This window comes from Microbispora hainanensis, from assembly GCF_036186745.1.
In the GTDB taxonomy this organism is placed as follows: domain Bacteria; phylum Actinomycetota; class Actinomycetes; order Streptosporangiales; family Streptosporangiaceae; genus Microbispora.
Map to the genome: position 1 here is coordinate 3,290,696 of NZ_CP108086.1, position 24,899 is coordinate 3,315,594.

General features: G+C 71.5%; 22 protein-coding genes. 12 read left to right on the plus strand and 10 right to left on the minus strand.

Features of this window, described 5'->3' with window-relative positions; all coding sequences use genetic code 11:
- Positions 1–13: 13 nt before the first annotated feature.
- The 4 genes from OHB01_RS15620 to OHB01_RS15635 form a co-directional block, all read right to left on the minus strand.
- Positions 14–1,555 carry an FAD-dependent monooxygenase gene (locus OHB01_RS15620; protein ID WP_328855567.1) on the minus strand — a complete coding sequence of 514 codons (1,542 nt, stop codon included), beginning with the start codon at positions 1,553–1,555 and terminating at the stop codon, positions 14–16.
- 304 nt (positions 1,556–1,859) lie between these two features.
- Positions 1,860–2,489: a TetR family transcriptional regulator gene (locus OHB01_RS15625; protein WP_142651125.1), complete on the minus strand. Its 630-nt coding sequence runs from the start codon at positions 2,487–2,489 to the stop codon at positions 1,860–1,862.
- A gap of 92 nt (positions 2,490–2,581) precedes the next feature.
- Positions 2,582–2,803, minus strand: coding sequence for an EF-hand domain-containing protein (locus OHB01_RS15630; protein ID WP_142651126.1), 222 nt, complete (start codon positions 2,801–2,803; stop codon positions 2,582–2,584).
- Positions 2,804–2,880: 77 nt separating this feature from the next.
- Complete coding sequence (locus OHB01_RS15635) at positions 2,881–5,235, minus strand: GH1 family beta-glucosidase (RefSeq protein WP_142651127.1); 2,355 nt, start codon at positions 5,233–5,235, stop codon at positions 2,881–2,883.
- Between the two features lie 144 nt (positions 5,236–5,379).
- Between OHB01_RS15635 and OHB01_RS15640 the strand changes: the two genes are divergently transcribed.
- From OHB01_RS15640 to OHB01_RS15670, 7 genes are all read left to right on the plus strand, one after another.
- On the plus strand, positions 5,380–7,254 hold the full coding sequence (locus tag OHB01_RS15640) for a glycosyltransferase family 2 protein (RefSeq protein ID WP_328855568.1): 1,875 nt from the start codon (positions 5,380–5,382) through the stop codon (positions 7,252–7,254).
- A 76-nt stretch (positions 7,255–7,330) separates the two neighbouring features.
- Positions 7,331–8,380 carry an energy-coupling factor ABC transporter permease gene (locus tag OHB01_RS15645; RefSeq protein WP_142651129.1) on the plus strand — a complete coding sequence of 350 codons (1,050 nt, stop codon included), beginning with the start codon at positions 7,331–7,333 and terminating at the stop codon, positions 8,378–8,380.
- A 135-nt stretch (positions 8,381–8,515) separates the two neighbouring features.
- Entirely contained in the window at positions 8,516–9,280 is a 765-nt protein-coding gene (gene cbiQ / locus OHB01_RS15650) for a cobalt ECF transporter T component CbiQ (protein WP_142651130.1), read from the plus strand.
- Entirely contained in the window at positions 9,277–10,029 is a 753-nt protein-coding gene (locus OHB01_RS15655) for an energy-coupling factor ABC transporter ATP-binding protein (RefSeq protein WP_142651131.1), read from the plus strand. Before cbiQ ends, OHB01_RS15655 begins: the two co-directional genes overlap by 4 nt.
- 40 nt (positions 10,030–10,069) lie before the next feature.
- Positions 10,070–10,417, plus strand: coding sequence for an STAS domain-containing protein (locus OHB01_RS15660; RefSeq protein WP_142651132.1), 348 nt, complete (start codon positions 10,070–10,072; stop codon positions 10,415–10,417).
- Positions 10,418–10,450: 33 nt separating this feature from the next.
- Positions 10,451–11,230, plus strand: coding sequence for an SDR family NAD(P)-dependent oxidoreductase (locus OHB01_RS15665; RefSeq protein ID WP_142651133.1), 780 nt, complete (start codon positions 10,451–10,453; stop codon positions 11,228–11,230).
- Positions 11,231–11,245: 15 nt separating this feature from the next.
- Positions 11,246–12,043 (plus strand): crotonase/enoyl-CoA hydratase family protein, encoded by a 798-nt coding sequence (locus OHB01_RS15670; RefSeq protein ID WP_147944493.1) that lies wholly within the window; start codon positions 11,246–11,248, stop codon positions 12,041–12,043.
- A gap of 238 nt (positions 12,044–12,281) precedes the next feature.
- On the opposite strand, the gene OHB01_RS15675 is transcribed toward OHB01_RS15670, so the two are convergent.
- Positions 12,282–13,190: an SDR family oxidoreductase gene (locus OHB01_RS15675; RefSeq protein WP_147944494.1), complete on the minus strand. Its 909-nt coding sequence runs from the start codon at positions 13,188–13,190 to the stop codon at positions 12,282–12,284.
- Positions 13,191–13,418: 228 nt separating this feature from the next.
- Between OHB01_RS15675 and OHB01_RS15680 the strand changes: the two genes are divergently transcribed.
- Complete coding sequence (locus OHB01_RS15680) at positions 13,419–14,045, plus strand: rhomboid family intramembrane serine protease (protein ID WP_142651136.1); 627 nt, start codon at positions 13,419–13,421, stop codon at positions 14,043–14,045.
- Between the two features lie 12 nt (positions 14,046–14,057).
- On the opposite strand, the gene OHB01_RS15685 is transcribed toward OHB01_RS15680, so the two are convergent.
- The 3 genes from OHB01_RS15685 to serC form a co-directional block, all read right to left on the minus strand.
- Entirely contained in the window at positions 14,058–14,735 is a 678-nt protein-coding gene (locus tag OHB01_RS15685; RefSeq protein ID WP_328855569.1) for a hypothetical protein, read from the minus strand.
- Positions 14,732–14,854: a hypothetical protein gene (locus tag OHB01_RS15690; protein ID WP_260617490.1), complete on the minus strand. Its 123-nt coding sequence runs from the start codon at positions 14,852–14,854 to the stop codon at positions 14,732–14,734. The genes OHB01_RS15685 and OHB01_RS15690 overlap by 4 nt, the downstream gene beginning before the upstream one ends.
- Before the next feature lie 166 nt (positions 14,855–15,020).
- The gene (gene serC / locus OHB01_RS15695; protein ID WP_142651138.1) at positions 15,021–16,133 is read right to left on the minus strand and encodes a phosphoserine transaminase; all 1,113 of its coding nucleotides are present in this window, start codon (positions 16,131–16,133) and stop codon (positions 15,021–15,023) included.
- 124 nt (positions 16,134–16,257) lie between these two features.
- Here serC and OHB01_RS15700 point away from each other — a divergent pair, with 124 nt between their 5' ends.
- Positions 16,258–18,972, plus strand: a complete 2,715-nt coding sequence (locus tag OHB01_RS15700) for an ABC transporter substrate-binding protein (protein ID WP_328855570.1) — start codon at positions 16,258–16,260, stop codon at positions 18,970–18,972.
- 235 nt (positions 18,973–19,207) lie between these two features.
- Here OHB01_RS15700 and OHB01_RS15705 read toward each other — a convergent pair whose 3' ends face one another.
- A complete protein-coding gene (locus OHB01_RS15705; protein ID WP_142651140.1) occupies positions 19,208–20,314 on the minus strand; it encodes a citrate synthase 2 in 1,107 nt (368 codons plus the stop codon).
- Between the two features lie 170 nt (positions 20,315–20,484).
- Between OHB01_RS15705 and pdxH the strand changes: the two genes are divergently transcribed.
- Positions 20,485–21,129 carry a pyridoxamine 5'-phosphate oxidase gene (pdxH, locus tag OHB01_RS15710; RefSeq protein WP_142651141.1) on the plus strand — a complete coding sequence of 215 codons (645 nt, stop codon included), beginning with the start codon at positions 20,485–20,487 and terminating at the stop codon, positions 21,127–21,129.
- A gap of 5 nt (positions 21,130–21,134) precedes the next feature.
- Here the strand turns inward: pdxH and OHB01_RS15715 are convergent, their stop codons facing one another.
- On the minus strand, positions 21,135–21,737 hold the full coding sequence (locus OHB01_RS15715; RefSeq protein ID WP_205830972.1) for a UdgX family uracil-DNA binding protein: 603 nt from the start codon (positions 21,735–21,737) through the stop codon (positions 21,135–21,137).
- An 87-nt stretch (positions 21,738–21,824) separates the two neighbouring features.
- On the opposite strand from OHB01_RS15715, the gene OHB01_RS15720 reads away from it, so the two are divergent.
- On the plus strand, positions 21,825–22,529 hold the full coding sequence (locus tag OHB01_RS15720; RefSeq protein ID WP_142651143.1) for a metal-dependent transcriptional regulator: 705 nt from the start codon (positions 21,825–21,827) through the stop codon (positions 22,527–22,529).
- A gap of 120 nt (positions 22,530–22,649) precedes the next feature.
- Positions 22,650–24,878 carry a SpoIIE family protein phosphatase gene (locus OHB01_RS15725; RefSeq protein ID WP_147944496.1) on the plus strand — a complete coding sequence of 743 codons (2,229 nt, stop codon included), beginning with the start codon at positions 22,650–22,652 and terminating at the stop codon, positions 24,876–24,878.
- The last annotated feature ends 21 nt before the right edge of the window (positions 24,879–24,899 follow it).

The window sequence follows — 24,899 nt, forward strand, 5'->3', positions numbered from 1 at the left end:
GACGCCTGACCTTTCAGCGAGCGGGGCCGAAGGCGGAGGCCAGGGCCGTACGCAGGGTGTCGAGTTCCTTCGTGTCGGGCCGGAGGGAGTCCGACGCCCAGGCCACGTAGCAGTCGGGACGCAGCAGCAGCCCGGTCGGGACGCCTTCCCGGCTCGTCGTCGCGGTGACCAGGTCGACGCGGTCGCGCCGGCCGTCGAGGGCACCAGCGAGCGTGCCGTCCGGCGTCAGATCGATGAGCAGCGGCCGGGCGGTCCTGGTCAGCTCGGCCAGCCGTACGGAGCCGGTCTCCGTCTCCAGCACGAGGTCGGGGGCCGGACGGCCGGTCAGGGGGTGGGTTCCTTCGAGGTCATACCTGATGTCCGCGCCGGACATCATGTCCGCGATGTGCTTGATGGTCCGCTCGTCGCGCAGCAGCTCGCCGAACAGCACGCGCAGCGCGGTGACCTCCGGCCCGGGGGCGATGAGCGCCGCCTGCGCCTGGGTGTGCATGACCACGCGCTCCGCGGCCGGGCGCCGCTCGGTCTCGTACGTGTCGAGCAGGCCGGGCGGGGCCCAGCCGCGGATCTCGGCGGCCAGCTTCCAGCCGAGGTTGACCGCGTCCTGGAGGCCCAGGTTGAGGCCGGGGCCGCCGATCGCACTGTGGACATGCGCGGCGTCGCCCAGCAGCAGCACCCGGCCGTCCCGGAAGCGCTCGGCCAGGCGGGTGTTGCCGCCGTTGAGGCGGCGCAGCAGGTGGGGCCCCGCGCCCTCGGGCGGCCCGAACGGCAGGTCGGCGCCACCGAGGACCCGGCGGGCGCTCTCCCGCAGCTCGTCCAGGCTCATCGGCTGGTCGCCGCCGTCCCCGTGCCACTCCGTCGTGCTGACGAGCGTCTTGGTGGGGAACGGCGCGAACGCGAACATTCCGTGCTCGGTGCGGTGGTGCATGAACGGGGGGATCGGTCCGTAGCCCGGCACGTTCAGCCCGCCGGTGGCGGGATCGATCAGCTCGGCGGGCACGGTGACATGCGCGGTGCGGGAGACCGAGTCGTCCCTGGTCACCCCGGGGAAGCCGATGGCGCACAGCTTGCGGGTGACGCTGCGCCCGCCGTCCGCGCCGACGAGATAGCGGGCTCGCAGCCGGTAGGGCCCCTCGGGGCCGGCGATCTCCGCGGTGACGCCGTCCTCGTCCTGGGAGAGGCCGGTCAGCTCGTGTCCCCGGCGGATCTCCACACCGAGCTCGCGGGCGCGCTCCTCGAGGATCTGCTCAAGGCGCTTCTGCGGCACCTGCAGCGTGTAGAGCGAGTTGTCGTCGAGCCTGCCCAGGTCGAGGGGAATCGCGCCGAACACGAAGCCCGGGCTCGGCCGGGGCGGCTCGGTGCTGCCGCTCAGGCGTTCGTACAGGCCGCGCCGGTCGAGAACGCGTACGACCTGGCCGACGAGCCCGTTGGCCCGGTCCTCCTTGGCCTGTCCGTTCAGGCGTTCCAGCACGATCGGCCGCACTCCGGCCAGGCTCAGCTCGCAGGCGAGCATCAGCCCGTTCGGTCCGGCTCCGGCGATCACGACGTCGGTGGTCATGGCGGTCCTCCTTGGGATTCGGCGGGCGTGACGAATGAAAGGCATGGCGAATGGAAGACATGGCGGTTTCGGGGCATGGCGGTGGCGGGGCGTGGCGGTTTCGGGGTACGGCGAACTCGCGGTGTGGCGACTTCGCGGCATGGCTGATGACGGGACGGCGCCGGGCGCGTACAGCGTCCGCGTCAGGGCGTGAAGGGCCGGGTGGCGTGCCGGCGCGGCACGTCACAGCGCGGTACGGAGGGTCCTTGTGTCAGGGCCCGGGGTTGTAACGAGGGGTCCGGGGTTTGTACGAGGTGCCCGGGGTTTATGTGAGAGGCTCGGGCAGTCCGGCGGAGAGCCGGTCGAGCGCGTCTTCGATGAGCGGTCTGACGGGCACCGGTGGATCGGCCCGCAGCCACTGGTCCATCGCCACCCGGATCGCGGCGCCTACCGCGCCCGCCACCAGGCGCGCATAGACGTCGCGGTCGACGTCGGTGCCGGTCCGTTCGGCGATCGCCGCGGCCAGCTCCTCCTCGGCGATCGCGTTGGCCTTGAGCATCTCGCCCAGCAGCGAGGGCTCATTGATCATCAGGCGGATGCCGGTCTGCCACTGCTGGTCCGGCTGTCCCTCGCCGTATTCCGCACCCAGGGAGAGCTGGGTGACGACGGCGTTCTTGATGGCCTTCCACAGAGGCTCCGGCGCCGGACGGCGGCGCAGCTCCTGTGCGATCAGACGGGCGCGGTCAAGGTGCCTGGCGGCGATCGCCTCGCCCTTGCTGGAGAAGTAGTTGTTGAAGGTCCGCGGGGCCACGCGCGCCTCCGCGGCGATGTCCTCGACGCGTACGTTCTCCAGCCCGCGCTCCGCGGCGAGCTTGATCGCCGCCCAGCTCAGTGCGATGCGCGTCTCCTGTTTCTTGCGCTCGCGCAGCCCCGGGCGCTCGTCTCCCCTGCTCACGAGAACACCATACAACTAATTGCGTGAGACGCAAAGATGCGTGAGACGTATTTTTGCGGGAGGCGCACTTTTTCTGCGCTCGGTGAGGTGCCTCAGTCGCGCGCCCCGGTCAGGCGGATGAACTCCTCCAGGGAGAACCGGCCGTCGGCGTCCACGTCGGCGTCGCGGTCGAGCGCGCCGATCGCCTCCGGCGGCAGACCGGGAAAGTACGCCCGCAGCTCCGCCTCGGTGATGAAGCCGTCACCGTCGCCGTCGATCGCCTCGAATTCGCGCTTGAGGGTCTCGAACCGCTCGTGGCTGAGTTCGTTAGTCACCTGGACCTGCCTTCGCACCGGGGGACGACATCAGACAACCTATGCCGTACGGCGCGAAAGTTCGACGGCAGGTCCGGTCATGTCGAGGCGCGGACCACCAGGCGCGTGGGGAGGACGACAGAGCTGGTGTGGCGGCCGTCGAGGCGCGACAGGAGCAGCCGCGCCAGGGCCAGGGCCTGGTCCGCGGCGGGCACCCGCACGGTGGTGAGCGCCGGGGTCGTGCACGAGGCGGCGTGGATGTCGCCGAAGCCGACGACCGCCAGGTCTTCCGGCACCCGCAGCCCCCTCTCACGCGCCGCCTCCATCGCGCCGATCGCCAGCTCGTCGGAGGTCGCGAACACGGCATCCGGGGCCTGGCCGCCGGACAGCAGCTCGCGGGCGGCGGCGGCCCCCGATTCGCCGTCGAGGCCGGCGAGCGCGATCATCGGCCGCAGCCCGTCCTCGTGGAGCGTCGCCAGGTGCCCGTTGAGCCGGTCCTGTACGGCGACGAGGTCCATCGGGCCGCAGACCACGCCGATCCGACGGCGGCCCCGGTCGAGCAGGTGCCGGGTGGCCGCCCTCGCGCCGCCCGCGTTGTCCACATCCACGTGCGGCACCAGGGATGCGATCGCGGGCTTGCCGAGCAGCACGACCGGCACCCCGGTGCGGGCGAGCCGTTCGGTGAGCGTGTCCGGGCCGTCCGGGGGGACGAGCACGACCCCGTCGACCTGCCGCGCCTCCACGTGCCGGACGATGCGCCGGTGGCTTTCGGCCGTGTCGGCGAGCATCAGCGTGATCTGCTTGCCTGCCCCTTCGAGGACGCTGGTGACGTACTGGACGACGGCAGAGATCAGCGCCTCGCCGCCGTGCCGGGGCACCGACAGGACGAGCGCGACCGAGTCGGTCCGCCGGGTGACCAGGCTCCTGGCGGCGGCGTTGGGCACGTAGCCCAGCTCCTGGACCGCGCGCAGCACGGTGGCCCGCACGTCGGGGCTGACCCGCGCCTCCCCGTTCACCACCCGCGAGACCGTGGCCCGGGAGACGCCCGCGCGGGCGGCGACGGTTTCGAGCGTGGGCCGCTTCGGCCGCTCCGCCCCGAGCCCGTTGCGCTTGATGACGTCGCGATACCACAGCGCGCTGTCCTTGAGCAGCCGCCGCTGCGTGGTGAAGTCGACGTGGACGATGCCGAACTTGCGCCGGTAGCCGTCCGCCCATTCGACGCAGTCGAGCAGCGACCAGAGCAGATAGCCGCGCACCCGGGCGCCCTCGTCGATCGAGGCCCGCAGGGCGCGCAGGTGCTCCTCGATGAAGCTGATCCGGTCGACGTCGTGGATGCCGTCGGCGGTGACGACGTCCTCGAAGTCCGCGCCGTTCTCCGTGATCATCAGCTCGGTCTCGGGATACTCCTCCGACAGGCGCCGCAGGAGCACGGAAAGGGCGCTCGGCATGATGGGCCAGCCCATCGCGGTGACGGCCGTGGGCACGCTGCAGAACAGCACGCCCTCGCTGCCCGGGAAGGCCGGGTCGGCCGGGGCGCTGGGCTGGGCCTGCACCGCGATGGGCGCGTAGTAGTTGACGCCGAGCAGGTCGATGGGCCGGCCGATGAGGTCGAGGTCTTCGTCGTGGATGTGGCCGAGCCCGGCGGCCTTCTCGACCAGCGGCAGCAGCTCGGCGGGATAGCGGCCGCGCAGCACCGGCTCGAGGAACTGGCGGTTGTGCAGGGCGTCGATCCGCGCCACCGCCTCGGCGTCCTCCTCGGGGATGCCGGTGGACATGTCCCCGAGCTGCGCGGGGGTGAGGACGGGCGAGAGGTTGAGCACGACGCCGGCCCGCGCGGCGCCCCGCGCGCGCAGCGCCTCCAGGCCAAGCCCGTGCGCGAGCAGCATGTGGTGGGCGCTGACGAAGGCGTCGGCCGCCGACCGCAGGCCGGGGGCGTGCACTCCCGAGGCGTGGCCGAGAAAGGCGGCGACCCACGGCTCGTTGAACGTGAACCAGGTGTCCACGCGGTCGCCGATCCTGTCGGACACGACCTGGGCGTAGTCGGCGAAGCGGCGGGCGGTGTCCCGTGCGGTCCATCCCCCGGCGTCCTGCAGCGCCTGCGGCAGATCCCAGTGATACAGCGTCGCGTACGGCGCGATGCCCGCCCTGAGCAGCTCGTCCACGAGCCTGTCGTAGAAGTCGAGCCCCGCGCCGTTGACGCGGCCGTGCCCCTCGGGCAGCACGCGCGGCCAGCTGACCGAGAACCGGTAGGCCGAGAGGCCGAGGTCCTGCATCAGCCGTACGTCCTCCGCATGGCGCGCGTAGTGGTCGCAGGCCGGGTCGCCGTACGCCCCGCCCGGGAAGGCGTCCCAGATGGAGGGGCCCCGGCCGTCGAGGTCGGTGGCGCCCTCGATCTGGAACGCGGACGTGGACACTCCCCAGACGAAACCCTCTGGGAACAACGCGGTACGCATCTACGCGAAACCCCCGGTGACTCGGTGAGCGCTCAGTTTCCCGCGTCGCGGCCGGGCTCGCTACTCCGTCGCGGAGAACGCGATGCAGTGCCCGGCGCGGCGGAGACGGAGGTGGGGCGGGTCGTCGGCACATAATGAAGTGCGATGGATACGGGGAGTGGCCAACGCGTCGATCGGGGGATCGACGTCAGCGTCGTCGTCCCGGCGTACAACCGCCGGGCGTCGCTCGACCGTTGCCTCACCTCGTTGCTCGTGCAGCGGGTCGCCAAGGAGATCGTCGTGGTCGACGGCGGTTCGCGCGACGGCACCCGCGCGCTGCTCGGCCTCTACGCCGCCCACCACCCGCGCGTGATCACCGTGATCCAGGACGCCCAGCCCGGCACGCCCGGCGGCGCCCGCAACCGCGGGCTCGAACGGGCATCCGGCCGCTACGTCTTCTTCTGCGACGCGGGGGACCATCTCGCGCCCGACGCGCTGGCCCGCCTCGTCGCCGTGGCCGACCGGAACGGCGCCGACGTCGTCGTGGGCAGGATCGCCGGCGCCCGCCAGGGGCTGCGGGAGAGCGCCGACAGGGCCTCCTTAACCGCGGTCTATGACGATCTGTCCTGTTTCAAGCTCTTCCGCCGGGACTTCCTGGAGCGGCACGCCATCCGGTTCGACGAGACGCAGCGGCGTGGCGAGGACATGACCTTCGCCGTCCACGCGTACTGCCATGCACGGGTGATCTCGGTGGTCGCGGACGGGGACTGCTATTACGCGGAACGGCGCTCCGCGGAGGGCGGGGGCGAGGCGTCCGCGCGGGACCCGCTCGGCTGGCTGCGCGTGGTCCGCACGCCCATCGAGGTCATGGCGCGGCACGTGCCGCCCGGCGCGCTGCGCGACCGCCTGCTCCTGCGGCACCTGCGCCGCGACGTGCTCGCCCAGCTCGGGGTGCCGTTCCTGGCGGCCTGCGAGGCCGAGCGCGAGAAGATCGCCGTCGAGGTGGCCGACATCTGCGGCCAGTGGCTGACGCCGGGCGTGCGCGCCGGTCTCGACGGCGTCGACGCCGCCCGCGTCGCCGCGCTCGACGACCCCGACCGGCTCGTACGGCTCGCGCTCGTCGAGGCCGCGCCGCTGCGGCATCGGCTGACCGGCGTCGAGTGGCGGGGCGACCGCCTGGTGATCGAAGGATGGGCCGCCCTCGGCGACATGGACGGCCTGCCGGGCGGCCGGTCGGACGGCCGGTCGGACGGTCTGCCGGGCGACATGGGGTTGACCGGTGCTGTGGGCGTGGTCTTGCGCGAGCGCGCGTCGCGCCAGGAGCGTGTGCCGTTCGTGACCCACGGCGCGACCGGCGCCTCTTTCACCGCCGTGCTCGACGTGGCGGCGCTGCCGCCCGGAGTGTGGGACGTCCACGTGGCCGTCGAGTGCGAGGGGGCGCGCAGGCTCGCCAGGCTCGGCTCCCGCCGCGAACCCGGCGTCGGCGTTCCGGCCGCCCACATGGTGGGCGGGGTCGTCGCGGTGCCCTTCCTCACCCGGTCCCACGGCCATCTCGGCCTCGACCTCGGGGGGCACGTCGTGCGGGTCCCCGCAGTCGTACGGCTCACGCGGACGCGGTGGCGGGGCAGGCGGCTGCGCGTGGAGGGCAGGGCGCTGGTGGGCGAGGAGGCCGCCGCCGCGGCCGTACGGCAGGTGATCTGGCGTGAACGGGCGTCCGGACGCGAACACCGTGAGCGGGCCGTGGCGGCCGGGCCGCGGGAGTTCGCGGCCGAGACCGCCGGCCTGCGGCCCGGCACCTGGGACGCCTACCTCGAACTCGGCCTCGGCGGACCTCCGGTGCGCTTCCCGGTCAAGGTCGCCGAGGCCGACGCGCTGGACCGGCCCCTGCGGTGGTGGCGCGGCGCGCTGAGAGGGGGAGTGGCGCAGTGGACCATCCGGCCGTACGCCACGGCGGTCAACCGGCGGCTCAGCGTGTCGGTGCGGGTGGTGACCCCGTTGACCGTGGTCAGGCGGATGGCCAGGCACCTGCGGCAGCGCTAATTGCGAATTATTTGCAACTACAACCTCGTGCTCTAAAGTGGGAGGAGATTCGTCCGTTTCGAAGGGGTTATAAGCCGTGCACGTGCCCGATGGGTTCTTCGACGTTCCCGTGTCCGTCGGTGCCGGAGTCTTCGCCGCCGCCGGGGTGGCCGTGTGCCTTCGCGGCGCGAAACGGGAGCTCGACGACAGAACGGCCCCCATGGCGGGCCTGGTGGCCGCGTTCATATTCGCGGCGCAGATGCTCAACTTCCCCGTGGCGGCCGGCACCAGCGGTCACCTGCTCGGCGGGGCCCTGGCGGCGATACTCGTCGGGCCGTACACCGCCGTTTTATGCGTCGCGGTCGTGCTGCTCGTGCAGGGGTTCTTCTTCGCCGACGGCGGGCTGACCGCGCTGGGCGTCAACATCACGCTGATGGCGATCGTGACCTCGGTCGTCGGCTGGGCGGTCTTCCGGCTGATCACGCGGGGTGCGCCGCGCGGGCGGCCGACGCTGGTGGCCGCGTCGTTCGTGGCGGCGCTGGTCTCCGTGCCGACGGCGGCGCTCGTGTTCACTGCCCTGTTCTGGCTCGGCGGCACCGCGCCGATCGAGCCGGGCTCGGTCGCCGCCGCGATGGTCGGCGTGCACCTGCTCATCGGGCTCGGCGAGGGCTTCATCACCGCGCTCACCGTGAGCAGCGTGCTGGCCGTGCGTCCCGACCTCGTGTACGGCGCGCGCGGCATGACCAGGACGCTGACGCTGCGCACCGCCGACGGGGACGTCGAGGTCGGGCCGGCGGCTCCGGAGGCTCCTCCGGCCCGGATGGGCCTGCGCCCGGTGCTCGTGGGCGGCGCGCTCGTGGCCGTGCTGCTGGCCGGTGTCGTCTCGTTCTACGCCTCCAGCGCCCCCGACGGGCTGGAGAAGGTGGCGGCCGACAAGGGCCTGAGCGCGCAGGAGAAGCCGCACGCGGCGGAGAACGGCCCGCTGGCCGGATACAGCGTCAAGGGCGTGGAGAACCAGCGGCTGTCCAACGGCCTGGCCGGGGTGGCGGGCGTCGCGCTGACGGTCGCGGCCGGAGGCGGCGTCTTCTACGTCGTCCGCCGGCGCAGGCGCGGAACCGACGCCATGACGCCCGCGAGCGCCCGGTGAGCCGCGCGAGCTCGACGGCCACGACGGCCACGACGGCCACGACGGCCACGACGGCCACCGCGCCGCCGAGGCCGTGAGCGGCCTGCCCGCGTGCCGGGCGGGACGGGGCGGCGATGATGACACGGTGAGTGCGAAGTGAGTGCCGGACACCATCACCCGATCTACCGGCCCGCCGACACGCCCGTCCACCGGCTGCCGCCCCAGTGCAAGCTGGCGGCGGTCGTCGCGTTCGCGGTGTTCGTGGTCGCCACGCCGCGCGAGCGCTTCTGGGCGTTCGCCGTCGACGCGCTGCTGCTGGCCGCCGTCGCGGTCGCCGCCCGGGTGCCGGCCGGCGTGATCGTCCGGCGCATGGCGATCGAGGTGCCGTTCGTGTTGTTCGCGCTGGCGATCCCCCTGATCGGCACCGGCGAGCGGGTGCAGGTGCTCGGCCTGTCGCTGAGCGCCCCCGGCCTGTGGGCGGCCTGGAACATCCTGGCCAAGGCCACCTTGGGCGTGGTCGCCTCGATCCTGCTGGCGGCCACGACCGAGCCCCGCATGATGCTGCTCGGCGCCGAGCGGCTGCGGCTGCCCCGGCTGCTCGTGCAGATCGCGACGTTCATGCTGCGCTACCTGGACGTGATCCTCGACCAGATGCGGCGCATGCGGATCGCCAGGGAGTCGCGGGGATTCGTCGCCCGGGACCTCCGGCAGGCCCCCGTGCTGGCGAAGTCGGCGGGCGCCCTGTTCATCCGCGCGTACGAGCGGGGGGAGCGGGTCCATCTCGCCATGCTGAGCCGCGGCTACATGGGCGAGATGCCGACGATTAGGGATATATCAGCAACTGGGCGAGACTGGGCGATGGCGGGCATGCTGCCTTGCCTCGCCGCGGTGACGGCCCTACTGGCGTGGAGCACGACATGACCTCCGGCAGCCCCTCGCTCACGGTGAGCAGGCTCGCGTACGCCTACCCCGACGGGACACAGGCGTTGTACGGCGTGGACCTGACGATCGAGCGGGGGGAGCGGGTCGCCCTGCTCGGCCCGAACGGCGCGGGCAAGACCACGCTCGTCATGCACCTCAACGGCATCCTCACGGCAGGCCACGGGACGGTGGAGGTGGCCGGGCTCCCCGTACGCGCGGACACCCTGCGGGAGATCCGCCGCCGGGTCGGGCTGGTGTTCCAGGATCCGGACGACCAGCTCTTCATGCCGACGGTGCGGGAGGACGTCGCGTTCGGCCCGGCCAACCTCGGGCTGCGCGGCGCGGAGCTCGACCGCCGGGTGCGCGACGCGCTGGAGCGGGTCGGCATGCTGGACGCGATCGACCGGCCGCCGCACCACCTGTCCTTCGGCCAGCGCCGTCGGGTGGCGGTGGCCACGGTGCTGGCGATGGAGCCGGAGATCCTCGTGCTCGACGAGCCGTCGTCGAACCTCGACCCGGCCTCCCGCCGCGAGCTGGCCGAGATCCTCAAGAGCCTGGACGTGACCGTGCTGATGGTCACCCACGACCTGCCGTACGCGCTGGAGCTGTGCGAGCGCTCGCTGGTGATGTCCGAGGGGGTGATCGCGGCCGACGGGCCGACGCGCGAGCTGCTCGCCGACGCGCGGTTGCTGGCCGCGCACCGGCTCGAACTTCCCTACGGCTTCGCCGTCCCTGCTCAGCCGGGGTGATGGATAAGTAAAGTGGGCCGGAGCTGAGGAGGTCCCGACGATGAAGCTGCGGCTCGCCCGCCAATCGCTTTCCAACGCCGTCGTGGTGGTGGCCGTGGAGGGGGAGCTCGACTTGTTCACGGCTCCGTTCCTGCGTGACGAGATACGGGACGCCATACGCGACGACGGCCCGACACTCGTGCTGGACCTCGCCGAGCTGTCGTTCATGGACTCAAGCGGGCTCAGCGTGCTCATCGAGGCCTGGCGGCTCGCCACGAGCGAGGGCGGCGCCGTATGCCTCGCCTCGCCGCAGCCTCCGGTGGCCCGCATCCTGCGTACGACCGGCCTGGATCGGCGGATCAAGGTCTACCCCGACGTCGATACCGCGATTTTGCAGCACCCCGAGTAGAACTTCATTCGGTTCGCGCGTTAAGGTCCGGCTATGGATCTGAACGGAGCAGCAGCAATCATCTCGGGCGGTGCCAGCGGCCTCGGCGAGGCCACGGCCCGCGAGCTGGCCCGCGTCGGCGCGACCGTGGTCGTGGCCGACCTGAACGCGGAGCGCGGCAAGGCGCTGGCCGACGAGATCGGCGGCGTGTTCGCCCACACCGACGTGGCCGACGAGGCGTCGGTGCAGGCCGCGGTGGAGGCGGCGGTCGCCACCGGCAAGCCGTTGCGCGCCGTGATCAGCAGCGCCGGCATCGGCTGGGCCGAGCGCACGGTCAACCGGGACGGCTCGCCGCACAACCTGGCGTCCTACCGCAAGGTGATCGACGTCAACCTGATCGGCACCTTCAACCTCATGCGCATCGGCGCGGCGGCCATGGCCAAGACCGAGCCGGTGGACGAGGACGGCGCCCGCGGCGTCGTCATCAACACCGCGTCGGTGGCCGGCATCGAGGGCCAGACGGGCCAGGTGGCGTACTCCGCGTCCAAGGGCGGCATCATCGGCATGACCCTCCCCGCGGCCCGCGACCTCGCGGCCATCGGCGTGCGCGTGCTGACCATCGCCCCGGGCATCATCGACACCCCGATCTACGGGAAGATCGGCGACAAGAACGCCGAGGAGTTCAAGGCCAAGCTCATCGCGCCGGTCGCGTTCCCCAAGCGGCTCGGCAAGGCCTCCGAGTTCGGCCACCTGGTGCGCGTGCTGATCGAGAACGACTACATGAACGGCGAGGTCATCCGTTTCGACGGCGGCATCCGCTTCCAGCCCAAGTAAGGCGAGTGAGGTCAGGTGTCCGAGGTCAACTCCGGGCCGGCCGCCGAGCCGGACGCGGTACTCGTAGAGATCGTCGACGGCGGCGTGGCCGTCGTCACCATCAACCGGCCCAAGGCCAGGAACGCCGTGAACGGCGCGGTGGCGCGCGGGATCGCGGCCGCCATGGACGAGCTGGACGGCAGCCCCGACGTGTCCGCGATCGTCCTCACCGGGGCCGGTGGCACGTTCTGCGCGGGGATGGACCTGAAGGGCTTCCTCACCGGCGACATGCCGGTGGTCGAGGGCCGGGGCTTCGGCGGCATCACCGAGGCGCCGCCCAGGAAGCCCGTCCTCGCCGCGGTCGAGGGATACGCGCTGGCGGGCGGCTTCGAGCTGGCGCTGTCGTGCGACATCATCGTGGCGTCCGAGGAGGCCAAGTTCGGCCTTCCCGAGCCCAAGCGCGGCCTGGTCGCCGGCGCGGGCGGGATCATGCGGCTGCCGCGCCGGATCCCGTACCACGCCGCCATGGAGATCGCCCTGACCGGCGATCACTATCCGGCGGCCCGGCTGTACGAGCTGGGGCTGGTCAACCGGATCACCTACCCGGGCGAGGCGCTCAACGGCGCGCTCGAACTGGCCCGCACGATCGCCAAGAACGCGCCGCTGGCGCTCGCCGCGACCAAGCGGGTCATCGTCGAGTCGGCCGACTGGCCGCTCGACGAGATGTTCCGCAGGCAGAGCGAGATCGTGGGCCCGATCTTCGCCTCGAAGGACGCGATGGAGGGCGCGGCGGCGTTCGCCGAGAAGCGCGCCCCCATCTGGAAGGGCGAGTAGACCGCACCTTCGCAGGGACCCGCGGGAACCGTTCGGGGCGCTCCGTCCAGGGGCGCCCCGAGCCATGTCCGGGCCCGTCGCAGACGTCGCCTCGCGGCCTTCCCGCCCCTTCCCGCTTTCCGCCCCTTCCCGCTCCCCGCCCCTTCCCGCTCCCCGCCCCTTCCCGCTCCCCGCCGCTTCACTTTGCCCGCCTCCCGCTGCTCGCAGGGGCCGGACGCCGGGCGAACGCGAAGCCGGGTCAGAGCGGGTCGCCGAGCGGGCCGTGCTCCTCCTCCAGCGCGTCCGCCCAGTGGGCGGCGAAGTCCGGCTGGGTGCCGTCCACGTCGGTGAAGCCGTACTCCTTGTAGAGCCCCCAGGTGGCCAGCGCGCGTCCGGTCTTGGCCATGACGCCGGGGTCGGCGGCCAGGGCGGCGACGGCCCGTCCCAGGTAGGCGGGGGTCTCGGAATGGGCGAAGTGAGGATCCTGCGCGATCGCGTCCCGCCAGGTGGCCTCGGTCACGCCGAAGTGGTCGAGCATCGCCTCCGACCGCAGATAACCCGGCGTGATGGCGACCGCCGCCACGCCGTACGGCTTCAGCTCCGCGGCCTGGGCGACGGCGAGGCGGATCACGGTGGACTTGGCGATGTCGTAGAAGAACACGCCGCGATAGCGGGCGGTGTTGCCGTCGGTGACCTCCACGACCAGGCCGCTCCGGCGGGCCACCATCAGCGGAAGCGCGAACCGGCTCGTGATGATGTGCGTCTCCACCGCCCGGCGCAGCACGCGCAGGCCGGTGTCGATGTCCTGCTCCCACAGGGGATGCTCCCAGTCCATCAGCGCGTCGCCGCCCCACACCGAGTTGACCAGGACGTCGAGCCGCCCGTCCCGCTCGGCGGCGATCCGGTCGACCAGGGCGCGCACCTGCTCGGGGTCGCTGTGGTCGGTGCGCACCGCGATGCCGGTGCCGCCGGCGGCGGTGACCCGCGCCGCGGTCTCCTCGATGGTCTCCGGGCGGTCCAGGTCGGAGCGGCCGGCCGTGCTGCTGCGGCCGGTGACGTAGACCGTGGCGCCCGCGGCCCCGAGCTCGACGGCGATGCCGCGTCCGCCGCCCCGCGTGCCTCCGGCGACCAGGGCGACCTTCCCGGCGAGCGGCTGGGTGTCGTTCATGCGATCTCCTTCGAGCGGGCACGCGGCCGCCGCCTCGCCGGGCAGGGCCAGGATCGCCCCTCGCTGCGCCTCGTGGACGACCAGTGCTGCGGATCGGTCGGGTCCATGCACAGGAACGCCAGGTGGTTCTTGATACTCCCGCCCGGCCCTCCTGGCAACCCCATGGCATGATCCCGCCGGATCAGGGCAGTCCGCTCGTTTGTGAGCGGGACTGCGTACGGTGAAAGCATGAGTGATTCCGGGCCCGGGCTCCCCCGGCCGGGCCGGTCGATGCGGGAGCGAACGTCGGCGCTGCTCACCGGCGCCCTCGGCAGCGCGATCCTGATGATCGTGCTCGTCTCGGTGATGTGGGCGATCGAGATCGTCGACTACGTGGAGGACGGACGGCTCGACAGGTATGGCATCGTCGCCCATGAAACGGACGGCCTGCCCGGGATCCTGTTCGCGCCGTTCCTGCATGCCGGGTTCGGCCATCTGATGGCGAACTCGGTGCCGCTGCTGATCCTGGGGTTCGTGGCCGCCATCCGGGGGATCGGCAGGTTCCTCGCGGCGAGCCTGGTCGTCATCCTGGTCAGCGGGCTGGGCGTGTGGTTCACCAGCCCGCCGGACACCCTGACGATCGGCGCGAGCGGCCTCGTCTTCGGATATTTCGGTTATGTCGTGGCCCGGGGCCTCTTCGACCGCCGGACCCTCGACATCGTGCTCGGCGTCGTGGTCGCCGTGCTCTACTACTCGATCCTGTGGGGAGCCCTGCCCACCCAGCCGGGCGTCTCCTGGCAGGGCCACCTGTTCGGCCTCATCGGCGGCGTGCTGGCCGCCTGGCTGCTGCGCCGCCGCAGGCCCGTGACGATCTGACCCGCGAACGGCTCACGAGCCGGGAGACGGCGTGGCGTTCCCGATCTCGAACGCGGTGGGGTCGTCGACGACCCGGCAGGGCTGCACGGGCCCTTCCGTCAGCCGCCCCGAGAACTGCCAGGCGACTCCCGGGTGGCCGGCGTCCGGCTCCACCGGATTCTCGTTGACCTCGATCATGACGGTCTGCCCCGGCTCGATGAACTCGGGGTGGATGGTGATGCCGTTCTCCGGCCGGATCGCCTTGCTCGACGGCGTGTTCTCCAGTTGCCTCCGGATGCGCGCCTGGACGGCCGGGTCCCTGCTCTCCAGGTCCTTCTTGGCGAAGGAGGTCCGGTCGCCCTTCACGAAGGGAGCGCGCCCGTCGGCGCACCTCTTGCCCAGTGGCAGATAGGTGATGTCGGCGTGCACACCCATCTTCGCCAGGTCCCGCTCGACCGGGTCCGGGTCCCGGAACTCGTTGATCTTGAGGTTGATCGAGCCGTCCGGGTTCTTCGTCAGCGCGTACGCCGGGGTCTGCCCGCCGACCACCAGCGGTACGGCGGCGGCCACCGCGGCGGCGGCGACCACGGCGCCGGCCAGGTATCGGGGCCGGGCGATCCGGCGTACGGCCGGCACGCGCGTCCGCGCCTCACGGGCCACGATCTCCGCCTTGAGCTGCGCGAGCAGTCTGTCCTCGAAAGTGGCGTTCACTTCGTTCCTCCGATCAGTTCCATGACCCCGGGAAAGCGCTGGACATGCCGCCGGTAGAAGGCCTCGAACGCGTCGGGATCACGGGCGAAGCCCGCCGGACCCGTCTGTCTACGGCGCACCGGCGCTCCCCTCGGTCGTGTGAGAAAACACATCCCTGCGTGGACGGAGCGCCGCACACCGTTACAAGGCCGGAGAAACCACCGGCCGGAGAAACGAAAAAGCCGACGGTCCGGAGACCGCCGGCGGGATCGGCGGCCGCCGGAGAGGCGGCCGCCGCGAGAACCGTTAGAGCCGCTCGACCACGTAGTCGACGCAGGTGGTCAGCGCCTCGATGTCGGCAGGGTCGATCGCCGGGAACATCGCGATCCGCAGCTGGTTGCGGCCGAGCTTGCGGTAGGGCTCGGTGTCCACGATGCCGTTGGCCCGCAGCACCTTCGCGACCGCCGCGGCGTCCACCGCGTCGTCGAAGTCGATGGTGCCGACGACGTTGGAGCGCTGCGCCGGGTCGGCCACGAACGGCGTGGTGTACGACGTCTTCTCGGCCCAGGTGTACAGGCGCGAGGCGGAGTCGGCCGACCGGGCGGTGGTCCAGGCGAGGCCGCCCTGGGCGTTCATCCAGTCGAGCTGCTCGGCCAGCAGGAACAGCGTGGCGACCGCCGGGGTGTTGTACGTCTGGTCCTTGACCGAGTTGTCGATCGCGGTCGGGAGGCTGAAGAACTCGGGGACGAACCGGCCGCTCTCGGCGATCTCCGTCACCCGGGCCAGCGCCTTCGGCGAGAACAGCGCGATCCACAGGCCGCCGTCGGAGGCGAAGCTCTTCTGCGGGGCGAAGTAGTAGACGTCGAACTCCTCGGCGGAGACCGGCAGGCCGCCGGCGCCGCTGGTGGCGTCGACGAGGACGAGCGACTCGTCATCGATGACCCGCTTGATGGGCATCGCGACGCCGGTCGAGGTCTCGTTGTGGGTGAGCGCGTAGACGTCCACGCCCTCCTCGGCGACCGGCAGCGGGTGGCTGCCCGGCTCCGCCTTGATGACCGAGGGGTCGGCGAGCCAGGGAGCCTTCTTCGCGACCGTGGCGAACTTCGAGGAGAACTCCCCGAAGTGCAGGTGCTGCGACTTCTCCCGGATCAGCCCGAAGGACGCGATGTCCCAGAACGCCGTGGTGCCGCCGTTGCCCAGCACGACCTCGTACCCCTCCGGGAGGGAGAACAGGTCGGTGAGCCCGGCGCGGACGCGGGCGACGAGGTTCTTCACCGGCTTCTGCCGGTGGGAGGTGCCCATCACCTTCGCCCCGGCGTCGGCCAGAGCGGCGAGCTGCTCGGGGCGTACCTTCGAGGGCCCGCAGCCGAAGCGGCCGTCGGCGGGCTTGATGTCAGCGGGAATCACGATGTCAGCCACGGTTCAAGCCTAGTGAGACCTGCGGATGCTCTAGACCATGGTCCGGATTCTGAGACATCATGGTCGGGTTTTAAGATCACACACCACCTGAAGACCGGCACTCCGCCTCCCGGGAGACTTTCGCGTGGCCGACCCGCACGCCGTCATCGAGGCACTGGTTCGCAGGCCGTTCATCTGGCGGGCCGACCGTCCACTGCCTCTGGTCCTCGTCGTCGGCCGCGACGGCGGCGCGTTCGACACGGCCCGGCGTCTCGCCGAGCCCTTCGAGGACTTCCTACCGCAGGCCACGGTGCGGGCGGGGGAGTACGACACGCTGCGCGAGCTGGTCGAGGCGCTGGCGGGCGAGCACGGCCAGCTCGGCAAGCCGGTCGGCGGCTCGTTCCTGCCCCCGCCGCGGTTCCCGCTCGTCCAGTTCGTGCTGTGGGCGCGGCGTCAGCGCGAGGAGCCGCCTCCCGGGGAGCAGGTCGACGTGCCCGCCCGGACCTGGCCGCCCGATCCCCGGTCGCGTACGGGCCAGGACGAGTTCAAGGAGCGGCTCAAGGACTGGCGCAGGGGCAGGTACGGCGGCGACAGAGGGCGCAGGACCGCGGCGGACTTCATCGGCCGCGCGGCCACCACCTGGGTGCCGGTGGGCACGCTCGCCGTCTGGTCGCTGGGCGGCGCCTCCGACCTGGTCGGCGTGGTCCCGTGGGCGCTGGGCGTGCTCGTCGCCGTCGTCGGCACGTTGATCCAGGCCATGCTCTCGATCCGGGGGTCCTTCTTCAACGGCTGGTTCAGGAAGCAGCCCTACCTCGCCAGGAAGCCCTTCGAACGCCTGCCGAAGTACGCGCTGCGCATCGCCAACGCGAGCGAGGCGGAGATCGAGCGGCTGCTCGTCCACGCGCTGTGCCAGGACCTGCGCCAGGCCTACGGAAAGTGGCTGATCCCGTGGCCGAGCTGGGGGCGCGGCCTCTACGCGATGCTCGTCCTCGACGCGCGCTGGCCCGGCGACGTCAACGAGCGGTTCCTGCGCACCCTGGAGGAGACGGTAGAGGAGACCGGCCTGCTGCCGCCGCTCCTCGTGCTGGCCGCGGTGCCCGAGTCGTTCGCGCCGGGCCGCCGCCCGGTCACCGCCGGCCGGCTGGCGGACCTGCCCGCGCTCGTGTCGGCGTGGCGGACGGCGGCGCGGCGGAGGGTGCCGCCGCTGCGGCTGATGGTCAGCGCGCCCACGATGCCACTGGACGACGACTATCGGCCGCACCTGCTGGCCCCCCGGATGCGGGCGATCGGCTACTGGTGCGTGATGGCGCTGCTGCTGATCGGGCCGGTCGTCCTGCTGGGACGCATCCAGCAGGACCGGAACGCGCACTGCGGCGGCCTGTCGTGGGTCGAGCGCATCGGCACGGAGTGCGTCGGCGTCGTGAACGCCGACGGCCCGGCCCCGGAGGACATCTTCCCCTCGAAGGACATAAAGGATCTCGTCGCCAGGATCGACGGCAACAACGCACTGGCCAGGAAGGCCGGGACGTACGTGAGCGTGGTGCTGTTCGGCGAATACTCCGTCGCGGAGAACGAGAACGACAGCGCGTTCGTCGGGGCCCGGGCGGAGCTGGCGGCCGTGGAGGAATACCAGCGGGGCGTCTCGAGCGCGCCCCGCCTCCAGGTGCTGGTGGCCAACGCCGGGACCAACTTCGCCCAGGGACGGCGTACGGCCGAGCTGGTCAGCGAGATGGCGGCCGAGGACCCGCGCATGCTCGGGGTGATCGGCTTCCAGCGCAGCGTCAGCGGCGTCGGGGACGCCATCAGGACGCTGCACACGGCGAAGATCCCGATGCTGGTCACCACCGCGACGGCCGACCGGCTCGGGTACGTCCCGGACGGTTCCGCCGGGTCCGACTACCCCTCGCCGTACGTGTTCCGCCTGGGGCCGTCGAACCTGCGGCAGGCGCGGCTGGCCGTCCGGTTCGCCCGCGAGCAGCTCTTCCGCGCCGTGCCCGAGCCGACCGCGGTGGTCGTCAAGGACCAGACGGACAACGACAACTACACGAACAACCTCGCCGACGACTACGTGAGCGAGGCCAGGGCGGAGCGGATCAAGATCACCGAGAGCGTCCCCTACAAGGACCGGGGGACCGGCATGGACATGGCGGTGAGCCGGGCCTGCGCCCACCGGCCCGACCTGCTCCTCTACGCGGGGCGCGCGGCCGACTTCCTCGACTTCCTGCGCTACGTCGAGGGCAAGGACTGCGGCAAGGAGCAGATCAAGGTCCTCGCGGGCGACGACGTCATCAAGGCGGTGGCCAACAGCGGCGCCGAGATCGGGAACTACCGGCGTGTCCGGGTCTACTACGCGGCGCTGGCGAGCCGCGAACTGTGGCGGGACGGCGCGGCGGCGCCCACGGGCTTCCTCCAGGGCCTCCTGGGCGGCCGGCACGCCAAGGAGTCCGACGACAACCTCATCCTCAGCTACGACGCCGTCAAGCTGTTCTACGAGCGCGTCAACGCGGCCTATCGGGGCGGGCTGCCCAGCAGGGGAGACGTGCTCTACCAGATCTCCCTCATCTCCCCGCGCGACAGGTGGAACGGCTCCAGCGGGGTCATCTCCTTCGGCGCCACCGTCCACCAGCCCGAGAACAAGGCCATCGCGATCCTGAAGGTGACCGATTCGGGGAAGTCCGAGGTCGCGGTCCGCTGCGGGCTCCTCGCGACCACCGAGCCCCCGGACACCAGAGGCATCTGCCAGAACCTCGACGCGGAGCGCCCGGTGCCGAACGCCCCGGCGGCTCCCTCGGCCTCGGCCTTGTCCACGGCCCCGCCCACAGCCGGGCCCGCAGCCGGGCCCGCGGACTCCGGCCGCTGACGCCTCGGGGCCTGGTCAGGGTCAGGACCACTCAGCGGCAGGACCCGTGAGCCAGCCGTGCGCGTGAGTGAGCCGTGCGCGTGAACGAGCCGTACGCGTGAGCGAGCCGTACGCGGAAACGGCCCGCTCCCCGGAAGGGAACGGGCCGTCACGTGTGCCGACGGGTGCGCGGGCGGGCCCTGCGGTCTCTCGGAGCTTGTGGCACGCCGCAGGGCCGCGACCCGCGCCCGGGGCCTCAGACCTTGCCGATGACCTCGGCGGCGCCGGGCACCTCGTTGATGGAGCGCTGCTTCGGGCCCACGTAGTTGGCGCTGGGGCGGACCAGCCTGCCCGTGCGCTTCTGCTCCAGGATGTGGGCGGCCCAGCCGGCGGTCCGGGCGCAGGTGAACATGGAGGTGAACATGTTCGACGGCACCTCGGCGAAGTCGAGGACCACCGCGGCCCAATACTCCACGTTGGTCGCGAGGACCCGGTCGGGCTTGCGGGCGTGCAGTTCCTCGAGCGCGGCGGTCTCGAGCGCGGCCGCGACCTCGTAGCGGGGCGCGCCCAGCTCCTTGGCCGTACGCCGCAGCACGCGGGCACGGGGGTCCTCGGCCCGGTAGACCCGGTGGCCGAAGCCCATGAGCCGCTGGCCCTTGTCCAGCTCGCTCTGGACGTACTTGCGGGCGTCACCCATCTTCTCGACGCCCTCGATCATGTGCAGCACGCGCGCCGGCGCGCCGCCGTGCAGCGGGCCGGACATCGCGCCCACCGCGCCCGACAGGGCGGCCGCCACGTCGGCCCCGGTGGAGGCGATGACGCGGGCCGTGAACGTGGACGCGTTCATGCCGTGCTCCGCGGCGGACGTCCAGTAGGCGTCGATGGCCTTCACGTGCTTGGGGTCGGGCTCACCGCGCCAGCGGACCATGAAGCGCTCGACGATGCTCTCGGCCTCGTCCACGCGCTTCTGGGGGACCATGGGCTGGCCCAGGCCACGAGCCGACTGCGCGACGAACGACAGAGCGGTGACCGAGGCGCGTGCGAGATCGTCGCGGGCCTGGTCGTCGTCGATGTCGAGCAGCGGACGGAAACCGTACGACGGCGCCAGCATGGCCAGCGCGCTCTGTACGTCTACTCGGATGTCGCCGGAATGGACGGGAAGTGGGTACGGCTCCGCCGGGGGCAGACCCGGCTGGAACGTGTTGTCGACGAGCAGGCCCCAGACGTGTCCATAGGAGACATTGCCCACGAGCTCTTCGATGTCGACGCCCCGATAACGCAGGGCGCCCCCTTCTTTGTCCGGTTCCGCGATCTCGGTCTCGAACGCCACCACGCCTTCGAGCCCGGGTTTGAAGTCGGACATTCTCGGCCGCCTCCCTCTCTTGTGAAGTCCAGAGCCTTGATGTCGAGATACCGGCGGGTCAATTTAACCCGCAGCGCCCGACTGTCGCGCCCCCGGCCCTACCCAACGGGGTTCCCCCAGGCAGGGGCCACCGAGCGAGACGTGTACCGAGCACGCGAGAATACCTTTCCGTGGACAGCGCTTCGCACCTCCCCGGGCTCCGGCACAGCTACGAGGGTGAGCCCCTGCTCGAATCCGGCATGGCGGCCGACCCGGTGACGCAGTTCGCGCTGTGGTTCGCGGACGCGGTCGCCGCGGGCCTGCCGGAGCCGAACGCGATGGTCGTCGCCACCAGCTCCGCCGGTGGCCGCCCCTCGGCTCGCACCGTCCTCCTCAAGGGCTTCGACGAGCGCGGGTTCGTCTTCTTCACCAATTACGAGTCCCGCAAGGGCCGCGATCTCGGTGAGAACCCGCGGGCCTGCCTGCTGTTCCCCTGGCATCCCATCAGGCGGCAGGTCCGCGTGGAGGGCTCCGTCGTACGGCTCCCGCGCGAGGACAGCGCCGCCTACTTCCACTCTCGTCCGTACGGCTCCCGCATCGGCGCGTGGGCCTCCCGTCAGTCGGCGGTCGTGGAGTCGAGGGAGCAGCTCGACGCCAGGTTCCGCGAGCTGGCCGAGCGCTGGCCGCAGGACCCGCCGCTGCCGGACTTCTGGGGCGGTTTCCGGGTGGTGCCCGCGGAGGTCGAGTTCTGGCAGGGCCAGACCGACCGCATGCACGACCGGCTCCGCTACCGGCGGACCGGCGCGGCCTGGACCCTGGAGCGCCTGGCCCCCTGAAGTTTTCAGGGCAGCCCGGCCGCGACCGTGAGATCGGCGAGGAAGCCGGAGTAGGCCTCGTCCCGGTCGGGCGCCCGCAGGACCGCCGAGGGGTGGATCGTCGCCACGTAGTAGGCCCCCTCGCGCCGGGGGACCGGCTCTCCCCGGTGCCTGGTCACCCGGAAGTCCGGGCCCAGCAGCGCCCGGGCGGCCGTGGCCCCGAGCACCAAAGTCACCTCGGGGTCCACCAGCCGCATCTCGGCCTCCAGCCACGGCCGGCAGGCGTTGATCTCTCCCACGGTGGGTTTCCGGTGGATTCTGCGTTTGCCGCGTGGCTCGTATTTGAAGTGCTTGACCGCGTTGGTCACGTACACCGCCTCGCGCTCGATGCCGGCCTCTTCGAGCGCCCTGTCGAGCACGCGCCCCGCGGGCCCGACGAACGGCGCACCCTCGCGGTCCTCCTCGTCGCCGGGTTGCTCGCCCACCAGCATGAACCGCGCGTCGGGGGCGCCGTCGCCGAAGACCGTCTGCGTTGCGGCGCGGTAGAGGTCGCAGCCCTTGCAGCGCCGCGCGGCCTCCCTGAGCGCGGGCAGGCTGATCTCCGCCGGAAGGAATCGCTGAGCCCCCATGTTTCCCATCCTGGGTCGCTTCCCCAATAGGGTCGGCTGCGAACACGGGGGAGGTCGTAGCATCGATTTACAAGGACTGGAGGAGCCTTGACCGCACACGGCCTGATCGACACGACGGAGATGTACCTCCGGACGATTTTCGAACTCGAAGAGGAGGGCATCGTCCCGCTTCGCGCCCGGATCGCCGAGCGGCTGCAGCAGAGCGGCCCGACCGTCAGCCAGACGGTGGCGCGTATGGAGCGCGACGGCCTGGTCAAGGTCGAGGGGGACAGGCACCTCAGCATGACCGCGCTGGGCCGCACGCTCGCGATCCGCGTCATGCGCAAGCACCGCCTCGCCGAGTGCCTGCTGACGCAGGTGATCGGCATGCCCTGGGAAGAGGTCCACATCGAGGCGTGCCGCTGGGAGCACGTGATGTCCGAGTCGGTGGAGACCCGGCTCGTGAACCTTCTCAAGAACCCCCGGGTGTGCCCGCACGGCAACCCGATCCCGGGTCTCGACGAGCTGGGGGTGCCCCAGTCCGGTTCGACCGGGGATGAGATGGTGTCTCCCATGGTGACCCTCGCGGGACAGGCCCCTGTGCCCGTTGTAGTGCGCCGAATCAGCGAACAAGTGCAAAGCGACCCGGCTGTGATGCTTAAACTCAAGCAAGTTGGGATACAACCGGGACGCGAGGTCACGCTCGCGGCGAGTGACAACGGTGTAACGGTGACTGGTGATGGTGAGGTGGGAACCACGACCGCGGATCTTCCGAGGGACGTCGCCTCTCACGTTTTTGTCACCAGACGATGACGGAATGAGTTGTGCCTGGTTGAATCCCCTAGGGAGTCCTTTCATTTCTCGCGACCCAGCCATCGCAGGAGCGCCCGTGCCCGGCATAGCGAACCCACCTCGACAAGGGACGGTCGTGGCATGAGGCGATGGGGAGATCTGTCACAGGACGCCGACGACCACCTTTCCGCCGGTTCCGTGCTCGACCACGCGGAGATGGCGGTGGTCGTGACCGACCGGTTCAGCAATGTCCTGTACTGGAACCCCTTCGCCGAGCAGCTGTTCGGCCGCGTGGGCGCGTCTCCGGCCAAGGAGTCGCTGCACACCCTCGGAATCTCGGAGAAGGACCATCCGCTCGCGGCCGAACTGGCCAAGCACGTGCTGCGCGGCAACGTGTGGGAGGGCACGTTCGACGTGACCCGCGGCGACGGCTCGACGATCTACGTGCGGGCGCAGGCCGTGCCGCTGCGCCACCCCTCCGGCTCCGTGAGCGGCATCGTGATCACCGCGCGCGAGGCGATGCGCAGCAACGAGCGTGAGAAGGACCGCTTCGGCCTGCTCGAACGGATCGGCGAGCGGCTCGCCGGCTCCCTGTACGTCGAGGAGACGCTCAACCGGGTCGCGGACATGCTCGTCCCGCAGTTCGCCGACCACTGCTTCATCGAGCTGAACGAGGGCGACCGCCTGGTGCGCAAGGTCTCCACGCACGTGAACGGCTGGACGCCGCCGCCGGACACCTGGCGGCCGGTGGGCGCGGAGATCAGATACCCCCTCGGGCACTACGCCGAGAGCGCGCTGCGCCGCCAGGAGACGATCCTCGTCGAAGACTTCTCCCAGGTCAGCTATCCGGCGCCGAGCGAGGGCGCGGCCCGGCTGTGCGGCGAGATCGGGATGACCTCGGCCATCGTCGCCCCGCTGTGCGTGCGCGGAGAGACGCTCGGCCTCATGTACCTCGGCCTGTCGAACCTCACCAGTCGGCGGTCGCCCCACTACGACACCTTCGACCGCGACTTCGTCGGCGCCATCGCCACCCGCGTCGCGCTCGCCGTCGACAACGCGCTGCTGTTCGAGGAGGAGCGGCACACCGCCGAGTCGTTCCAGAAGCACCTGCTCCCGCGTCAGCCGCTGCCGTCGCTCGACGGCCTGGAGATCGCCGTACGTTACTACCCGGCCGCCCCGCTCGCCTCGCACGGCCAGGGCATCCAGACCCAGGTGGGCGGCGACTGGTATGACGTGATCCCGCTGTCGGCCGGCCGCGTCGGCATCGTGATCGGCGACGTCGAGGGCAGAGGAGCCAAGGCGGCGGCGGTCATGGGCCAGCTCAGGGCCGCGCTGCGGGCCTTCGCCCAGGACGACAAACCGCCCGCCGACATCCTCGCCCGCCTCGACGAGTGGACCAGGATCGTCGCCGCGCCGGAGCGCGACGACTTCGGCGCCGACATCACCAACCCGCCGATCGTCACGTGCCAATACATGGTCTACGACGCGTGGTCGAGGCAGTTGTCGTTCGCCAACGCCGGGCACGCGCCGCCACTGCTGATCGTGGACGGCGAGGTCAGAGACCTGGACATCACCGAGGTCGGCCAGCCGCTGGGGGTGCGGGCCAAGGGCATGCACGCCGACCTGGTCTACAAGGAGGAGACGCGGGTGCTGCCGCCCGGCGCGACCCTGCTCCTCTACACCGACGGCCTGGTCGACCGCAGGCCGCCGCGCGACTCCGCCACGGGAGTCGCCGTAGACGACGAGGCGCTCGACATCCTGCGGGAGAAGCTCGCCAAGGCGTCGGGGGAGTCCGTCGAGCGCATCGCCGACCTGGCCACGGTGGCCGTCCCCGGCGAGATCGACGACGACATGGCGATCCTCGTCGTCCGCTCCGCGGGCACCGAGCTGCAGTCCCAGGAGCGCACGTTCCCGGCCCAGCCGATCATGGTGAGCGAGGCCCGGCGGATGGCGTCCGAGGCGTTCGCCGGATGGCAGGTGCCCGAGGAACGCGCGGAGCTGGCCTGCCTGCTCGTCTCCGAGGTCGTGACCAACGTGGTGCTGCACGCCGCCAGCGCCAGCGTGCCGCGCCGCGAGCTGGTGCTCGACGGGCCGCCGCTGCCGTTCGACGAGTCGTGGGACGTGCCGGGCTTCGAAGAGGAGATCGCCGGCGACAAGGAGTTCACCCTGCGGCTGCGCCGGGGCGCGGAGTCCGTCTGGGTCGAGGTCTTCGACCAGGACCTGCGCCTGCCCCGCATCCGCAGCGCGGGGGAGAACGACGAGGGCGGCCGCGGTCTCTATCTCGTCGACCAGCTCGCGCGCCGCTGGGGCTCCCGTCCCACCCGCGAGGGCAAGGCGGTCTGGTTCGAGATCCCCATCGGCGGCCGTTAGACGGCGAAGACCGTCAGATGG